The sequence below is a fragment of the Burkholderia sp. Ac-20344 genome (assembly GCF_017104975.1).
Lineage (GTDB): Bacteria > Pseudomonadota > Gammaproteobacteria > Burkholderiales > Burkholderiaceae > Burkholderia.
Map to the genome: position 1 here is coordinate 62,654 of NZ_JAAGPP010000013.1, position 15,847 is coordinate 78,500.

The 15,847-nt window shown below is 56.7% G+C and carries 13 protein-coding genes; 4 read left to right on the forward strand and 9 right to left on the reverse strand.

Going from position 1 to position 15,847, the window contains the following annotated elements; all coding sequences use genetic code 11:
• Positions 1 to 135: 135 nt before the first annotated feature.
• Entirely contained in the window at positions 136 to 627 is a 492-nt protein-coding gene (locus G3N64_RS06830) for an HAD domain-containing protein (protein ID WP_257010795.1), read from the forward strand.
• A gap of 106 nt (positions 628 to 733) precedes the next feature.
• Here the strand turns inward: G3N64_RS06830 and G3N64_RS06835 are convergent, their stop codons facing one another.
• On the reverse strand, positions 734 to 1,081 hold the full coding sequence (locus tag G3N64_RS06835) for a helix-turn-helix transcriptional regulator (protein WP_095413095.1): 348 nt from the start codon (positions 1,079 to 1,081) through the stop codon (positions 734 to 736).
• A gap of 359 nt (positions 1,082 to 1,440) precedes the next feature.
• Between G3N64_RS06835 and G3N64_RS06840 the strand changes: the two genes are divergently transcribed.
• Together G3N64_RS06840 and G3N64_RS06845 are read left to right on the forward strand one after the other, a co-directional pair.
• Positions 1,441 to 2,394, forward strand: a complete 954-nt coding sequence (locus G3N64_RS06840) for a DUF4189 domain-containing protein (protein ID WP_205783000.1) — start codon at positions 1,441 to 1,443, stop codon at positions 2,392 to 2,394.
• Positions 2,395 to 2,717: 323 nt separating this feature from the next.
• On the forward strand, positions 2,718 to 3,020 hold the full coding sequence (locus tag G3N64_RS06845; protein ID WP_205783001.1) for an H-NS histone family protein: 303 nt from the start codon (positions 2,718 to 2,720) through the stop codon (positions 3,018 to 3,020).
• A gap of 68 nt (positions 3,021 to 3,088) precedes the next feature.
• Here G3N64_RS06845 and G3N64_RS06850 read toward each other — a convergent pair whose 3' ends face one another.
• The 6 genes from G3N64_RS06850 to G3N64_RS06875 all read right to left on the reverse strand — a co-directional run bounded on the left by G3N64_RS06850 (position 3,089) and on the right by G3N64_RS06875 (position 12,652).
• Positions 3,089 to 4,099 (reverse strand): PoNe immunity protein domain-containing protein, encoded by a 1,011-nt coding sequence (locus tag G3N64_RS06850; protein ID WP_205783003.1) that lies wholly within the window; start codon positions 4,097 to 4,099, stop codon positions 3,089 to 3,091.
• A gap of 15 nt (positions 4,100 to 4,114) precedes the next feature.
• A complete protein-coding gene (locus G3N64_RS06855) occupies positions 4,115 to 5,716 on the reverse strand; it encodes a hypothetical protein (protein ID WP_205783006.1) in 1,602 nt (533 codons plus the stop codon).
• Positions 5,713 to 8,535 (reverse strand): type VI secretion system tip protein VgrG, encoded by a 2,823-nt coding sequence (locus G3N64_RS06860; protein WP_205783008.1) that lies wholly within the window; start codon positions 8,533 to 8,535, stop codon positions 5,713 to 5,715. The genes G3N64_RS06855 and G3N64_RS06860 overlap by 4 nt, the downstream gene beginning before the upstream one ends.
• 301 nt (positions 8,536 to 8,836) lie before the next feature.
• Positions 8,837 to 10,837, reverse strand: coding sequence for a DUF3732 domain-containing protein (locus G3N64_RS06865; RefSeq protein WP_205783010.1), 2,001 nt, complete (start codon positions 10,835 to 10,837; stop codon positions 8,837 to 8,839).
• Between the two features lies 1 nt (position 10,838).
• Positions 10,839 to 11,327 (reverse strand): three component ABC system middle component, encoded by a 489-nt coding sequence (locus G3N64_RS06870; RefSeq protein ID WP_205783012.1) that lies wholly within the window; start codon positions 11,325 to 11,327, stop codon positions 10,839 to 10,841.
• Positions 11,327 to 12,652: an ABC-three component system protein gene (locus tag G3N64_RS06875; protein WP_205783019.1), complete on the reverse strand. Its 1,326-nt coding sequence runs from the start codon at positions 12,650 to 12,652 to the stop codon at positions 11,327 to 11,329. The genes G3N64_RS06870 and G3N64_RS06875 overlap by 1 nt, the downstream gene beginning before the upstream one ends.
• 1,091 nt (positions 12,653 to 13,743) lie before the next feature.
• On the opposite strand from G3N64_RS06875, the gene G3N64_RS06880 reads away from it, so the two are divergent.
• Entirely contained in the window at positions 13,744 to 14,124 is a 381-nt protein-coding gene (locus tag G3N64_RS06880; protein WP_241020822.1) for a very short patch repair endonuclease, read from the forward strand.
• Here G3N64_RS06880 and G3N64_RS06885 read toward each other — a convergent pair.
• Together G3N64_RS06885 and G3N64_RS06890 are read right to left on the reverse strand one after the other, a co-directional pair.
• Entirely contained in the window at positions 14,106 to 14,732 is a 627-nt protein-coding gene (locus tag G3N64_RS06885) for an MAE_28990/MAE_18760 family HEPN-like nuclease (protein WP_205783023.1), read from the reverse strand. The two genes, G3N64_RS06880 and G3N64_RS06885, sit on opposite strands and share 19 nt — an antisense overlap.
• A 3-nt stretch (positions 14,733 to 14,735) precedes the next feature.
• Complete coding sequence (locus G3N64_RS06890; protein WP_205783025.1) at positions 14,736 to 15,833, reverse strand: DUF262 domain-containing protein; 1,098 nt, start codon at positions 15,831 to 15,833, stop codon at positions 14,736 to 14,738.
• Between the last annotated feature and the right edge of the window lie 14 nt (positions 15,834 to 15,847).

Genomic DNA, 15,847 nt, shown 5'->3' on the forward strand with positions numbered 1-15,847 from the left:
TGTCGAACGAAAGCGCCCGCGCGCGTCGAAATCGCGCCTCATCGCCGCAGTCCACACCGCCTTGAAGAAAAAATGCTGACAGGAATCCCAGGGCCGGCCTTCTCCGTACCGCCCCCACGACACACGGGCGGGCGCGTGCTCTTTCTCGATTTTGATGGCGTGACACACCCTGAGTCCGTGTATCTGCTGCACAAGCGCGGTCCTATTTTGGTGGACGCGCTTGGCCATTCCCTCTTTGAGCACTGCCTACTGCTCGAAGAAGTGCTGTCGCCATACCCGGACTTGCGAATAGTGCTGTCGACATCGTGGGTGCGCCGCTATCGAGGAAGCGTCGTCCGGGTGTCGCGCAGACTGACGCCGGGCCTGCAGGCGAGAGTTGTTGGTGCCACGTACCACAGCGGAATGGACCCGCGGGAGTTTGCATCCGCTCCGCGCGGCATGCAAGTGTGGTCGGATGTGTTGCGCCGCAAGCCAGATGCGTGGCTGGCGTTGGACGACGACTGGCTGCATTGGCCTGCATGGTGCCGTGACCATCTAGTGCGCACAGACCCGCTGCTTGGGATAAGCGAACCTTCCGTGCTCATGGAGTTGAAAATAAAGCTGGCGAAGATGTGTAACGGCAACTGACGTTACCACGTTGCGCGGTACCAGCCGCCATGTCCCGCGCGTAGCGGAAATTTGGCGTCGTGCTCGCCGATGCGCGGTGTGACGAGGTTCACCGGCTAGCCATCCGCTATTTCCGTTTCGCGAGCCTCTCGCACATCTCGGTTACCCACCGACGCACAAAATCACGGTTTGGCGAGTCGAGCTTCGACAGCATCTCGGCAATGTCAGTTGCCTCGTCCGCAATCCGATTGGAATTCGCTCGCAGAAGGGATTCAAGCGGAACGTCGAAATAGTCGGCGAGCTGTATCAGCCGCGGTAGCGGCGGCAAGGTCGCACCACGCTCGAAGCGGCTGACGGTTTCCTGTTCGACGCCAATGATTTCGGCGAGCTGCTCCTGCGTCAGGCCGCGTGCCATCCGTTCGCGCGCAATCGCTTTCCCAAGCCGTTCCGGTATTCCCGCCGATTGCCGCGCCATAACCACGTCTGTTGTTGTTAAGCAACATGAAGTGTGGTGCCGGGCAGCTCTAAAGTTAACGACATAGAATGTCGTAATAAGTCGTTAAATGAATAATAGTGCGGATGCACGTCGTGACATGTGGGCGATGGCGCGTCGACGCACTGCAGTTACGGGGAAACAATGAAAAGACGGGCTTTCTCATCGTGGCGCCGTTGCCCACGGTGTTGCGTACTGGTTGCGGCGGAGTCAACAGTTATCGCGTCGAAGGTGAAGGATACTCACACCTCAGCCGCTCAGAGTCAGGTTATCTTCTGCATGCCTAAATTCGTGCTCACGGATAACTGTAGTGCGGTCGCGGGTACGGATGGGGTGTCGATATGAAGTTGAGGAAACAGCGCATTGTGCTCATAGCCTGGCTTTGTGTGTTCACTACGCAGGCAAGTGCATGGGTAGTCGCCGCCCATGGCGACAATGGATTTGCGTTTGTCGCGCGTGACGCGGCATCTTCCGAAGAGGCCACTCGAGCGGCACTGGACGGATGCGGTAAGGAATCAGGCGGATGCCGTCTGGTGGGCAAGCCAGTTGCTGGGCCTATTGCGCTGGTCATTGCTCGCAGCGATGACGGCATATCGGTGTCGACGGACAGAAACCCGGAAAGCGCTGCTGAGCGCGCAATGAAAGATTGCAAGACCACGTTTAAACGGCACTGCCGGTTGGACCTTGCGTCATGGGATAGCGGCGAGCGATGGTACGCCGTGACTATGGGCAAGGGCGGCGCTTATGTGGAGTATGGCAGTGAGTCACCTGAACAAGCTAAAGCAGGTGCGCTTGAAGGCTGCCGGAAACGCACCAATCAACCAGAGACATGCGAAGTCAAGACATCGAACGACGCGTCAGTCTGGATTGCGGTAGCTGAGAGCAAAACTACTTCATCGTGGGTGATAGACGATACGAAGGACGGCGCCCTGGGGCGAGCACAGAGCGCGTGCGAGCAGTTAAAAAAAGGTGAGAGCTGCGATAAGAAAGCCGCTGTATTCAATACAGGCCCTGTCGCGGTGCCAGCATCGTTTGAGCAGGTGCAACGACGAATTTCGCAGCAACGAGACACCAGCACGCCGCACGACGCGCCTGCCAATGCCGGTACTGTCACTCGGTACTCAGACTCTTGTCGTAACGCGGATTGTATTCGCCGGTACGAAAATGGCAGGTCGGTGAGATATACGGCGTGCCTGAATCCCGCTACGGCCTTGCCGATGAACGACCCGATGCGTATCGGCGGATGTGGCGGAGCGGATTCCCGCGGCAATTTGTTCGGGACGGGAGCCATGTGAGGGACTGAGGCGGCGCCGACCGAAGTGAATTGTCACGCAAACTGCATTTGCAGCGCGCAATACCGCTTACGTCGGCGCTATGCGCTGGTGCCGGCATAGTTGAGAACAAACCTGACGAAGATGGAGTCGACGTGCGATACGAGGAATCGATACGCGACGCGCGCAATGAAGAGCTGATGCAATCGACACGCGTCCATGCCGCGTTTGATGCCATCTACGCCGGCTGGTGTGAGAGAGATTCGAGCCGGCGTTATACTGCCGTCTAGCGATTACTGCATTGTCCTGATGCATGAATCGCGCTTAAACGACGGGAGAGCTAAAGAATGGCAGAAAACTATAAGGCACTGAAGGCCCAACTCGATGCGCTTCAGGAGCGCACGGAGGCAGCGCGCGTTGCTGAGCTCGAAGCAGTCGTCGCACAGGTTCGCGAGCTTGTCGCTGAATACGGTATCACTGAAGACCAGATTTTTGGTCGCAAGCGCGCCAAGAAGACTACGGGTTCGGCAACGACTTCTGAGCCGAAGTACCAGAATCCGAAGACTGGCGAGACGTGGTCAGGCCGTGGTCGTGCTCCGCTCTGGATTCGCGACGCAAAGAACCGCGACCGTTTCCTCATCGCAAAGTAAGGCATCAAGTTCGGCAAGACCGCGCGCATCGGAATTTGAGCGCGCGGCTTGGCGAACTCATTCGCACGTCATGCTTTGCGTTCAAACTCCCAGAGCGCTGGTTGGGAGCGATATGCACCTGACCGGTCCGGAGCGAACACTTCGGGCATGCGCTCGCCTTGTTGCACCATCACGCCTGGCACGTTGTGTCCCTGCGCTTTCCAGATACCAGTCTCCGGGCATGGCTGGCCTGTGCGCACAGTCGTTGCAGAGCTACCTTGAAACGCCGGCGCGGTTTCCTTTGATGCGTCGAAGCTGCGGGCGAAGTCAGCGAGGTCCTTCGGATACAGCAGATGGTCCCGGAATGCGGAATCATCTACCTTCAACAGGTAGGCCGCAGCGGCAGCCTCTATCGCCCAGTAGCCGACATATGCACCTTTGCCGTTCCTCTGGGCTTCAAGGTGGCCGTCGTGCCACGGCGCGCTCGCCATACCCGGATACCAAGCCTCCAGATATTCGATGATGTCGCTGACACACTCATCTTTCGTCTCGCGATACAGGGAAAAAACGAGCGGACGATAAGGAACGTCGTGGAACCAACTGTCTACGTCGACTCGGCCCGTGAACTCATACGACAAGAGGTCCTCGTACAGCGTGTCTTGTCCGCGATAGGCTGGGTCGAACATCTCCACAATTCGGGGTAGCAGGTCACGTCGATGCATGAGGTAGCAGCAACCAATTAGCTGCATGACATTCTCGTAATCTCCGATGACGCTAAATGCCAACGGGGGTTGCTCTGCGTCCTCCTCATAAAGACGCTTGGCTTTGGTGTATTGCGCAAAGGCATCCACGACTGAGTCGAGTTCGCCACGCAGTAACCCGATATCCACGCCGCCGGTGTACATCAGCAAGAAGCGACGATAGAGGTAAGATGAGAGGTATAGGGCAGTAGTCGCTTTACGCTCACTTTCGGTTTCGCCAGTGGGGGCAGTATTTTCGGACCAGTAGGTAGCGTCGTCACTCAACGACGCCATCAACCACTTGAAGTAGTCTTCGCCCAGAAAACGCTGTCGCCGCTTAGAATCAAAATCGTCGCTCATGTCCACTCTCTCAAGTTACGTCCGCGATTTTAGCCTGCTGGCTTTGAGCTTGACAGCTTCCGCCACTTCCCCTTCTTTGTAATGGTGGGTAAAGGGAAGGTCGTGGTCCGTATGTCCGTGTTCGTCCCCCACAGCCAATGCTTCAACGTGCTGCGCTGCTGAAGGAAGGTAGAACGGAACGTACAGAATGTGTCGGGAATACCCAGACCGCAAGATTGCCGAAACCATTGGTTCGGGTACGGCCTGCGGAAGATTCCGCTGAATCCAGGCGGTGCTCATTTGGACTCTATCGACAGATTTGTCGCCCTTGGCGGTGTCTTTTCCGCCAGCCTCAGTGGTTGCGCCAGAGCTGGTGTCCGGTGATGTAGATGGGGACTTCTGCTGGCCATGTTCAGGACCCTCTCCGGCACCACCTCCAGCAGCTGGTTTGCCCCCACCGGACGGCTTTCCTCCCGCACCTCCGGGCTTACCTCCACCTCCTGGCTTACCGCCCCCTTTAGAGGGTATCGTTGGACCGGCATCTTCAGGCGGCTCGAGCAGGTCGTTTGCCGGTGGCCGGACGGCTTCCTTCACGGTTCCAAGTTTGCCAGCAATACCATGCTTGGCATTAGGGTCCTTCAGCTTTCGTGTCGTCGTCGATGCCTTGATTTCGACGATAGCGAAGTCCTTCGTCTGATTGCTGAACGGTGCAGCACGCCAAACGCCATCTATACCGTGGCCGCGTGCCTTGAGGTCGAAGAGTTTGTTCAGCTTGCCTTTGTCATTGAGCTTGCCCATGACCCGAAGGCCCGGCTGCTCACTCCATTTGCCACTTAACCCCTTGTCGTGGTCCTTCCAGCCGTTGCCCCACTTGAGTTTCTCGTAGCAGTAGTAGTCGCCGATATGCTCACCCAGAATGCCGGTGATACCCGTTGTGATATCGGTTACCGCGAGCTTGGCATTCACCACGCCTCGCGAGGGTGTCGGGACCGGGCGGTCATGGCCCGCCTTGGCCTCTTCTCCCTTGGCGCCCGGCTTTTCGGTGGTCCGATGCTCTTCGAGGGTGCTGACTGCGGCTGAGTTTGGCTGCTTCTTGCGCCAGTGGAGCAGCTTGCGCTGGACGAACTGCGCGAGCCAGTACGGCAGGTTCGTTTCGACGAAGGTCAGCGCCTGCATAAACGTGACTTGCATCGCGGACGGCATCTCCCGATACAGCCAGGATTTTTGGATATGCTCGCGCGCCTCGGTCAGGTACTTCTTGACGCCTGTGGCATCGAACAGTCTATCAATCAACGCATCCGGGCTGGTTTGAATGTGCGCTTGCTGAAGCACCAAACGCAGAATGTCGAACAGCAGCGGGCCGTAGATTTCAGACTTGTGATTGACGAGGCGGAACGTACGCTTGACGCCGGCGCCGACGACAGGGACCCACCCCACGACGGCGAACACCAAGTCGATGCCGGCCTCGATTTTCGTCATCTCGTCCGCACTTTCGCGTGCGTTCCATACGGTCCAGACGCTCTCCGTGGTGTCGTAAACGTTCTGCGCGACGTAGAACAACGGGACAGCGTTGGTTGCCATCGACCAGCCAATCTCTTTGACCGCGTCTTCAATTGCTTGTTGGTCGCTTTCGTTCATTTCACATCCGGCCGGCCAGAAAATTTGTTGAATAGGCTGTAGAGGTTTTCCTCCGTAATGCCCTTGTGCCCGGCTGCATGCAGTTCTTTGAGAACATCAGGCTGCGCGAGCTCCGTGGGCGCGGGGACGGGCTGGGGTGTGAATGGGCGGGCGTCCTCCCCGAAGAAGACCTTTGCGGTGCCGTCTGGTACGTCGCGCAGGACCGCGTGGCCGTTTCCATCGAGCTTGCCAGCCAGAGTCGTCCCGTTCTCAAACACGACTTTGTAGGGAGCTTGAGGCACAGCCTTGAGGTTGTCGTCCGTGAGATTCAGTTCGAGCTTGTTGTGCAGGTCGCCCTTGGGTAGGGCCGGCAAATCGTAGGGTGCGCTCGTGGGGCCGGCGAACGCATGCTGCGCTCCCTTGATGTCTATCTTGCCCGGAGCGTGAATCTCGATATTGCCGCCCTGAATGCGGATATACGCGCCACCTGAGGTCAGCAGGATGCCCTGACTTGCGGCCACTTCGACCTTCTCGGTCGCCGATAGCACCTTTACCGTTTTTTGCGCGGTCACTTCGATGTTGTCCGACTGCGCCTGGATTTCCACCTTGCCCTTCGCAGCGAAGAGCTTCATCCCGGCGTTCTGGGCGAACAGGCTGATACGTTCGGCGACACTCGCAAGCAGCGATTTTCCGGCCGCGATGTGGGTGCTCTGGCCGCTGACCACGTTCACGTGTTCGTCCGCACCCAAGTGCACCGACCGCTGCGTCGACAGTGCAATGCCCGCCGGGCTTGTGGCCAGAAGAATAGGTCTTTTGAACGCGTTGGCTGCGCCCGTGCCGCCTCCCGCCGTGCGGCCGCCGCTCCCCTGGTCTTGCCCCTGAACGTTGTCGGTCGTGGCGTCCGTGAAAGCCTTGAGCGCGTCTTGGCCCGCTTTCAGGCTTTCGGCCTGGTGCTGGCTGCCGACGTCGGAAAGCGACTCGACCAAGTTGTGAGCGCTGGTGAGTTGCTGCTGGGCTTGTCGGACCTCCAACTGCTGGTGCGTCGCACCCGAACCAGGATGGGTCGTGAGGAAAAGCCCCCGATTGGCGCGAATCGCGCCGTACGCATCGGTGCGAAGGTCGAAGCCGCTGCCGAGATAGCTGCCGCGGACATTGCCGTCCTGGGCAATCAGGTATCCCAGGTGAAGCATGGAACTACCTTGCGACGAGAACAGTTGCAGCCTGTTCTGCCCAGTCGCATCGTCCATCACGAGATGGTTGTAACCGTTGCCGCCGTGTTCCTTCGAGCTGAAGCCTGACAGGATGCCGTTCGAATGCCAGCGCGGCTGCGTTGCGCCGTTGTAGACGCGGCCTGTTGCAATGGGGCGGTCACAATCACCACCAAGCCATTCGATGGTCACTTCTTCGCCAACGCGCGGCACGTGCACGCTGCCGTAGCCGCCGCCAGTATCGGAATAGGAAACGCGCACCCAGCATGTCGCTCCGATGCCCTCACGTCGGTCCCAGTGCATGCGTACCAAGATGCGGTTCAGCGCATCGGTATAGACCTCTTCGTCGCCAGGGCCGACGACCGTCGCCGTCTGAAGGTGCATGACGGGCTTTCGGTGTTCGAACGGGCTGCGAAACGGCACCTTCTGGCGCTGGGCTTCGACATCAACGAGGAAGAAGCCCTCGCTGCCTGAAGCATCTTTAACCGCGAACGCAGGTGCCGATTCCTCGTGAGCATCACGAACCTCGGCAAGACGGGCATCGAGGCTATGCGGATAAGGGCGGGTTTCCCCAATCGGGAGATTGTTGCGGATGTACCATGTGGCTTCGACCACCGCAAACTTGCGGTCCTCAGCACTATCTCCGTCGTGCTCGGGGTGGTCTAGCAAACTGAACCAGCCGCCGACGTCGATACTCGGTGCGCTAGCTACACCGTGGAATCGCTTCGCGCGCGACTCCCATTCCTCGAGCTTGAGCTTGGTTAACCGGTCGCCGCGGTCATCATCGAGGTACGTGTATGGCCCCGTGTATTCGTAGACCTCAGCCTGCTGCGGAAGCTCGCCCTGGTTCGCGACGGTCGGAAACGATTTCTCCTTGCGCGCTTCGGGGTTCTTATAGTCGAACGTACTCGTCGAGTACGACGTGCTCTGTAAGGTCCGCGTGCCCGACCAGTGCACGAACGCGTCGGGCTGACGCGTGACGCCGGCACGATAAAACCGGACCTGTTCAGGCTCCAGCGGTTTTAGCGAATACAGGTCGTCTGTGACAACGAGGGTGTGAGATTTACCGTCGTCGGCATGCTCGAAGTAATAGAACCAGCCTTCTGACTCCATCAGCCGGTGCACGAAGTTCCAATCGTCTTCGTACTGCACGCAGAACGAGCGTGCCGGTGACGGTTTGCTCACCTCGATTCGGTACGCCCCAACTGCCTGAGGATGCCCTTGGAACACTGTCTCGAGAATGGCTTCGACGGTCTGGTCCTGGAATATGCGCGCGTCCTTGCGGAACTTCAGGAAGTGAAGCCACGACGAGAAAATCAGTTGCAGGCTGACCAGCCGCCCGTCGGCACCCAGCCGGCGGGCCGTATGAACATACCCGTGTCGGGGACGATACGTTTTGTCAGACTGCTGAATCCAAAGTGTGACGGGCTGCGCGATGAGGGACTTCAGCTCGATTGAATCCTGCAGCGAAACAACGTCGACGGTAATCTCGAAATTGCCACCCAGGCGAGCAGTGCCCACCACAATATGTGGCAGAAGCACATTCGGTCCGGCGGGGGTATCCAATTTAACAATCCGGTCGGACTGGAGTAACCCCGAATTTGTCAATGCGATAAGGTCCTGCGCTCCCATTTGATTTTCCTTGTGCGGGCCTCTCTCACGGCCGAGCAAAATCATATAGGGAAGACCCTATGCAGGCAATATGACAGACACAATCACGCGTACGGAGAGGTTGGGAGGGGCACTCGCGGCTTCTCACGCTTTCTCAACGGAAATGAGAAAACTTGGCCTGAATCTGGCCCCAAATGTACTGCACTTTGTGCGCAAAGTGCAGTACCGCCAAGCCCCTGTCGCACGAGGCCTGGCGTGGATTCCATGCTGACGCATACAGCCTGTAGTTCTATACAGCTCTCATCCGTCCCCGCCACCTCAGTCAGCGGCCGAACCATTCGCGGGGAATGAGCCCGTCGCCTTCATTTTTCCACGCGGCTACCTCATTCATGTGGTCTGCACTCCCCCAAATGGATTTGTCTGCATGCTCGACGACGATAATCTGATACTTGAACTTCGTACGTACGAGACCACGTGCTAAGGCAAGAAAGATTTTGCGGGTGTCTTCAATGTCGGCGTCCCTGGAACCACTCAAGCTCTTGGCCTGGTCGTCATGCTCATCAAGAAGATTCTCCCCTGAGTGAGCGCTTGGAAAGAACACTTGGCTTGGCTGGTCAATCGTGAGGAAACTGAAAACCGGGCCATTTAAACGTTCTGGCTTAGTGAGGAATTCGTGCAATGCCAGGAATGTCGAAACGTGATATGCCATCCAGTTGGCACCACTGCCGATTTCCCACAGATAGTCCTTATGGGTTCCGGTGTCTCGCGAAAAAGTCAGAGTCAGTTCCTTTTGGTCCAGTTCAACAGTTGCCTTCGACCGAAGTCCAAACCATTTCGCATAGCCTCTGATGTATTCACCGAGTTCTACAGCGACCGCTCTCTCTCTTGCTTCCCGGCCTGAATTTCGGAAATAGTCATCTAGTCGAGCAAGCTTCTCCTCCGTATCGCGGATGCGGTTTCCTAAGTCATCCTCGCCATCCAGCGTCGCCAGAGCACCGAGAAGAGCCTGTAATTTTCCGAGGAGCACATACACTCGGCCCAAGGATTCCGCTGGCACCGAGGCCTTGGGCTCGAGGCTCAGCCGGTGCATTCGTGCCGCGTGGAGGACGTCTTCCGCTTCGGAGAGATTCTTTTCGAGGGCTGCCAGTTGCCTGTCGACAATCGGTCCCTCAAGAAGCGCTGCCGACAGTCGTGTCACGCTGTCGAGCTTTTCTTCGAGACCATTCAGGACGTCATGGTTGTGATTGCTTGCCGAGCCACAGACTACGCAGGACGCGTCTCGCACCAAGTTGCGCTGGAGCCAATCGAGGTTCACAACGCGAACCTTCTCTTCCTCCATTGCTCCCGTCAGCTTCTTCGCTCGCTGTGATAACCCCTGATAGTCACGCAACTCCTGCATCAAATCATCGACCTGCCTTTGCGCCTCTTCCTCTCGTTCGGTCGCGTCTAGGAATAGTTCGTTTGCGAAAGCGTGATTTGGTGTTCGCAGCCGCTGAGCAAGATGTCCTGCAACGTACGCGTCGTTTAACGCCTTTAGAGTAGTCACGCAAGCTTCAAGCGACACATTCTCACGCTCGTCCGACAATCCCAGTTGAACCGATTCGTTCCAGAGCGCCCTAACATCGGCTTGCCAAGATGCGAATGCAGTCTCACGAGTCCGTTGTACCTTATAGAGAGCTTCGAGATTCTTCAAATTGCGCGTGCGCTCTCGTGCCTTCTGTAGATACTCTGCATTGACAATACCCAGCGCGTACGGAAGGACCCGTTTAAACTTGTCTTTGTGTTCGTATGTGTCGGTTTTGTAGAACAGAACGTTTGGATTGGCGACGATGTGTTGGGGGAGAAAGTTGAACGCAGCCAAATCACGATAGGATGGTCGATTCTCAGCGTTCTCAGCGTCTTCGTCGTCTATCAGTGACATGTTCGTGACGCGCGCTATCCGGTTGAACTCGTCCTTGTATTGGGAGTGGGTGTGTGTCGCCTCGATACGGGACGGTATGGGCGCGTCGCGACCATCCAGCGTCAAAAAAAAGAACTCACCGCTCCCAAAGCTACTTGGCGGTGTGCGGCGGCCAATCAGAACCCATGTGTCACGAATCCGGACCTTTAGACCGAACCATTCCGTCTTCTGCCGAATTTCGCCAACTGGTATGGTGCACCGTTTAGCACCGAGGCAGTAATCAATGATGGCAATGATGGATGACTTCCCAGTTCGGCTGCGCCCATGAATGACATTGACCTTATCTTCCTGAAATTCGAGCGTTCGAATCTTGAGGCGTTGATTTTTCGGCCAAAGAATCAGATGTGAAATGAAGAATTGCATATCAATATAGGCCGAGTGTTGCGAAGAGTTCTGCAGTGGTGAAATCCTTGAACCAGTTCGCAAGGCGCAGCACGGAACCGGACATTTCTCTATCGATGCTCGTCGGACTACTTCCTTGGGGCCATCGCGAAGGGGAAAAGGCAAATTTCCTTTCTTCAGCGTCGAAACGCTCAACAAGAAGCCCTGTTGCACATGCGATATTGAGTCCCTGCGCCGATACAGCCGCGTGGGCGCCGACTCTGTCCGACAGTCGTTCAGTGATGCGAGGCTCATCTGCAAGGACTGCATGCAATCGGGTGCCGAAGTTTCGATTGCAAATGCCTCTTCGGCTTGGGCCATGCCAAATGAGAGGCAGCACGAGCAGCAGCTTTTCGAACGACGGATGGTGCTCGTTACCGGTGCGAGTCTGATATTCCTTGGTGAAACTCGCCAGAAGGAAGCATGCAAGTGCGCTGTTATGGATGAGCGAGCGGTCGGTGTAGCCTGACATCAGGAGCCTCCTTCGTCATCGGCGTCCCTCCGGGAACCGTATTCTGGATGCCAGTAGACGAAAAAGCGGCCATCAGGCTCATTCGCCATCTGATGGTAGTGCCCGTGGGTGAAGTACGAGTTACCAGTTTCGTGCCTTCCCAGCGGGGCTTTGAAATTCTCGTCCAGCGTTTTGGTGAGAGTTCGCACACCGATTTGCTCAGGCGTAGCGCTCGCTTGCATCATCGACTCCATCACTGCGTTGTCGCGGCAGTCCTCCCATCGTTGATGGAGACTATCTTCGCGGGCTTCCCAGTCGACCTGGTTGAATCCTTCTTTCTCAAGCCGTACGCGCTCGACATAGAAGGCCCAGAATTTCTCCAGGTGACGGTCAATGATTCTGGGTGGGATGTCGAGGCGGGAGAGTTGCTTCAGGAAAAAGAACTCACGGCCCCCCCTCGCGACCAGATTCTTGAAATCAACATGCATCATCGGGCGGTCGAGGTACTTATAGAGAAATCTGCGGTCTCGCTCGTTGTGAAGGTGGTCCCTAAAAACCTGAGGGGAAAGCCAGACTATTTCTCCAGCAGTCCACGCCTTACGACAAGTGTCGACTACGATACCGAGTAGGTATCGGTAGACTTCCTCACCATGCTCCACCAGCGCCGACGGCAGCTGGAAAAGCTCAATGGTGGCTTCACGCGGCTGCGCGACCGAGCTGGTGCCCCCGTCGTCCAATAATTCCAGCCCACGAACGAGGTAGCTCAAATCGTTGTCGTCGTGGTTGAGAACTGCCTCCGCCTCTGTCTTCGCGGAAGAACTTTTCTTCGTTGATGTCTTCGGCTTTGAAGCGGGATTTGCTGTCGCTCTCGACTTCTTCTTCGTCACGACGACCTGAGCCTGCGCGCGCAGTGCAGAGACCGCAGCCTTTACCTGCTCGTCCGACTTCGCGTCGGAAAGCACGCGAGCCAAGGCCTTCTCGGGAACCTTGGCGTTTGTGACCAAGCAGAACTGGACGTCTGCATACTTTTCTCGCAACACTTTGACATGACTCAACCAAACGCGAAGCGTGTGCCACAGCTTATAGCTGCTGTCCTGAAACGGTTGGCCTGCAGATTGGACTGTGTTTGCATCCTGCTCAAGCCGAGCAGCCACGGAGCCATCGGCATTCCGCGTCAACTCTGCCACATCGTCGAGTGTCTCAATGCCGACTTGGGTCCGCTTCGCATTGCCTGAGAACAACGAGTACAACGCGCGCTCAAACTGGAACGTAAACGCTACGATAGTCGGTGCCGCATTTGTATCGATTGGCTTTTCTACTTCTGGTTTTTGGTCTCGCTTATTCATACGCTTCCCCGATGGGACCCTGTAGTCTCCCTGAAATAAGCGAGTCGCGAAATACTGTACAAATCAACAGTTCACTAGCCTTCCAGTTCAGGCATCCGGAGCCGTTCAAATATTCCTCGGGTCAGCATCGCATCCTGTTCGGCGGATAGAATGAAGTTTTTCTCTTTGAGAACAGGTTTTCAAGTCTGGATTGTGGTGAGTGTCTTGAGCTATGGGGCGAAGCTCCCCCCTAGCCCAGCACGACACTGGGAAAAGGGGGAGCTTCGCCCTTGAGCCTGCGCGCTGGACTGCGGAGCCGGTCTCTCGTACGGGGCATCGGGGTCGCGTGCATCGCCCCGACTCGGCTGGACCAACACAAGGTATGCACACCTTGCCGCTCACCCTCCAGCCGCTGCTCCCGGGTTGCGCCCGGAGCTCCCGCTTGGCGCCATTCCGCTGGCCGCGGGGTATTTAGCCCTCTCCTCCAGCCAAGGGTATACGGTGGCGACTTTAAACGCTGCAAGAAATCAAGTTTTGGTTGTTTCGGGCGACGTTGCTTGCGGACCGCCTTCCGGGACTGTTCGGTCGCCGCGGTACCTTGTCACACGTGGGACTGAGATGCGAAGAGACCATTACTGGCGCGGAGCAGGGCGGTTCAAGTGCATGGTGATTTCGCGCGACGCACGAGATGCCCCATACTGAGTGGGATAAAGAGCTTCTCTATTGTCCATGGGCCGATTGCGCACGGTATAGGGCAGCATGCCGGCGGAGTGTAGCGACCGTTCTAAATCAAGTGCGTCGCTAAAACACCGGCAAGCTGTGTGTGGCTATGGGGTTTAGGTGGTCTTAATGAGCGGCCGCTTCGGTTGCCACTGAAGTCGTCGCAGACTCGGGATACGACGTCTGCGCTGGCACGCGTCGAAAAGACGCGGTGGGATGGCCAAATCGCACGCGGTGCCAGGCGTCGTTTCACATCGCCCGCCCGTGGAGCGCGAGCATGGGAGGCCCTAAAAGTTGCTCACTCGCTGGTAAGCTGTCCAGACCGCGAACTGGAAGGTTGCAAAGGTTTTATCATGGTCGACATCCTCACGCCTGAGCAGCGGAGCGTCCGCATGGGACGAGTGCGGCAGGCTGGAACCGATATCGAGCTGCGATTACGACGTGCACTCTGGGCTACAGGTCTTAGGTATCGCATCAAGGCGGCGAACTCACTGCCTGGTCGGCCAGATGTTGTATTCGTCGCCGCCAGGGTCGCCATTTTCGTAGACGGGTGCTTCTGGCATGGATGCCCACTTCATGGCACGAGACCGGTCTCAAACGCGATATTTTGGGCCGAGAAAATCAGGCGGAACCAGCAGCGAGACCAACAGGTGGATGACAAACTGTCTGCTGCCGGGTGGCGTGTTATACGCTTGTGGGAGCATGAAGTGAAAAAAGACCTGGCGGGATGCGTGAGCCGGATACGCGTAGCGATTCAAACCGCGGACAGATAGTGACGCTGATTGAGAAATTCTTCGACGTCGTTGAGTACGGAGGCTAGCAAGGTGCTTACGCGTTCATAGTCGCGAATGAGCTCGCCCGCAGTCAGGTCCTTGCCGTAGTCGCCAAAAGATTCCGCGCCGTGCGCGAGCCGGTTTCTGGCCACCATGATGGCGTTAAGACGTTCCTCCTTGTAAGCATTGGTTGTTTTAATCCCGAATTCGGTCAGCTTTTCGCGTATTTTTTTCGAATTCACGTTTCCGTTGAACACCTTGGCCTTGTCGAACGTGCAGCCAATGATGTCGGTGGTGATGGCGACCAGCTTGTCCGTTAGCTTGTCCGCAGCCACGTTTTTGACGTTCGCAAGTACGGCAACCTTGAGGCAGGTACTCAGTGAGTCGAATGCCACTTTTCTCGTCTGCAACTCGTCAAATATGGCTTCTACCGCGTTGGTCATGGTCGACTCAATCAGGTTGTAAAGCAACAGCATCGCGGCGGCCTTCATCGTGGGCGGCAGTCCCTTGGGGATGCCGTGGTCCTTCGATTCGGCGTCTTCAAGCCAGTCGAGATAGTCTTTGATTTCAGCACATCGTTTGTCGAAGTCGGCGCGAACGGAGTGCATTTTTTATACGCGCAGAAGTTGGTCTCGAACAAATTCGATGCGGGCTTTCACCTTGGGCCGCGAATTGCTCGCGTCAGATACTGTATGTTTCGAAAATTCCTCTGACGCCAACCAATCGGCAATATCCTGCTTCGAGGCATTGAGCTCAGGGTTTTTCACCAGCGCGAGCGTTACGCCGACAGAAATTGCCTCGAAACGGACTCGTGGTACGGACGAGTTTGTAGGAGATTTCCGGAAGCCGAAGGGAAAATTGTCGCGAACGAACTCAAGCATCGTTACAAAGCGGGCGAGCAACTTCTCCTTATCGAACCTGTCCTGGTGTTCCTTCAGGTAGCTGTCAAGGAAGCTTCGCACGCTATGGTTGAATTGTTCGTAGCGGTCGGCATACGCAAAATAACGAAGTACCATTTCTTCCGCTTCTTCCCTCCGCTGCTTCCGATACGAAATCGGACACACTTCGTTAAACAGCGGAAGGGCGGCGCATTCCGCGATGAAGTCGTAGAAAGGCCCTGTAAAGATGCCTTTGCGTTTCTCCATCGCCCGGAGCTCGTCACTGCCTGTATTGATGCGTTCAAATATGTCGCGCCTGACCGATTCCGTGGCTTTCTCGGATAATTCAATCACACGGATAGGGCGCCGCTTGAACTTTCTCTGCCGTGAGAGTTCGATGTCCGAAAAGCTGAATCCGTTCAGTTTGGACAGCTTCTCCAGGCCATCGAGAATCAGCTCGTCGTTTAGGAAGGCCGCGAGCGTGCGAATGCGTTGCGAACCGTCGACGATTTCGACACGACCTTCGTCCGAATCGATGTCTTTCGCGAGGGAAGCCGTGAACACGTAAGGTATCGGGAGCCCCAGCATCACCGACTCGATGAACTTGCTTTGACGGTCGGGGCTCCATACGAAGTCGCGCTGGTAGGCCGGAACGAAGAGTTCGTTGGCGTCCTCGGGCTCTCCTTCGAGATACTTCTGCACGATGAGTTCGACCGTGTATTCCTTGGTTTCGTAGTCGACGTCAGTTTGCAGCTCACGAACCTGTGCTTCAGCTGCTGTTTTGTCTTCGTCGGTGATAAACCGGAGCTGGTTTCGTCCTGTCGTTGCCATGGTAATTTATCTGA

Bases quoted from the DNA above. Each gene is read 5' to 3' on its own strand.
- G3N64_RS06835 (WP_095413095.1), bottom strand. From the start codon at position 1,081: ATGGCGCGGCAATCGGCGGGAATACCGGAACGGCTTGGGAAAGCGATT.
- G3N64_RS06840 (WP_205783000.1), top strand. From the start codon at position 1,441: ATGAAGTTGAGGAAACAGCGCATTGTGCTCATAGCCTGGCTTTGTGTG.
- G3N64_RS06845 (WP_205783001.1), top strand. From the start codon at position 2,718: ATGGCAGAAAACTATAAGGCACTGAAGGCCCAACTCGATGCGCTTCAG.
- G3N64_RS06850 (WP_205783003.1), bottom strand. From the start codon at position 4,099: ATGAGCGACGATTTTGATTCTAAGCGGCGACAGCGTTTTCTGGGCGAA.
- G3N64_RS06855 (WP_205783006.1), bottom strand. From the start codon at position 5,716: ATGAACGAAAGCGACCAACAAGCAATTGAAGACGCGGTCAAAGAGATT.
- G3N64_RS06860 (WP_205783008.1), bottom strand. From the start codon at position 8,535: ATGGGAGCGCAGGACCTTATCGCATTGACAAATTCGGGGTTACTCCAG.
- G3N64_RS06865 (WP_205783010.1), bottom strand. From the start codon at position 10,837: ATGCAATTCTTCATTTCACATCTGATTCTTTGGCCGAAAAATCAACGC.
- G3N64_RS06870 (WP_205783012.1), bottom strand. From the start codon at position 11,327: ATGTCAGGCTACACCGACCGCTCGCTCATCCATAACAGCGCACTTGCA.
- G3N64_RS06875 (WP_205783019.1), bottom strand. From the start codon at position 12,652: ATGAATAAGCGAGACCAAAAACCAGAAGTAGAAAAGCCAATCGATACA.
- G3N64_RS06880 (WP_241020822.1), top strand. From the start codon at position 13,744: ATGGGACGAGTGCGGCAGGCTGGAACCGATATCGAGCTGCGATTACGA.
- G3N64_RS06885 (WP_205783023.1), bottom strand. From the start codon at position 14,732: ATGCACTCCGTTCGCGCCGACTTCGACAAACGATGTGCTGAAATCAAA.
- G3N64_RS06890 (WP_205783025.1), bottom strand. From the start codon at position 15,833: ATGGCAACGACAGGACGAAACCAGCTCCGGTTTATCACCGACGAAGAC.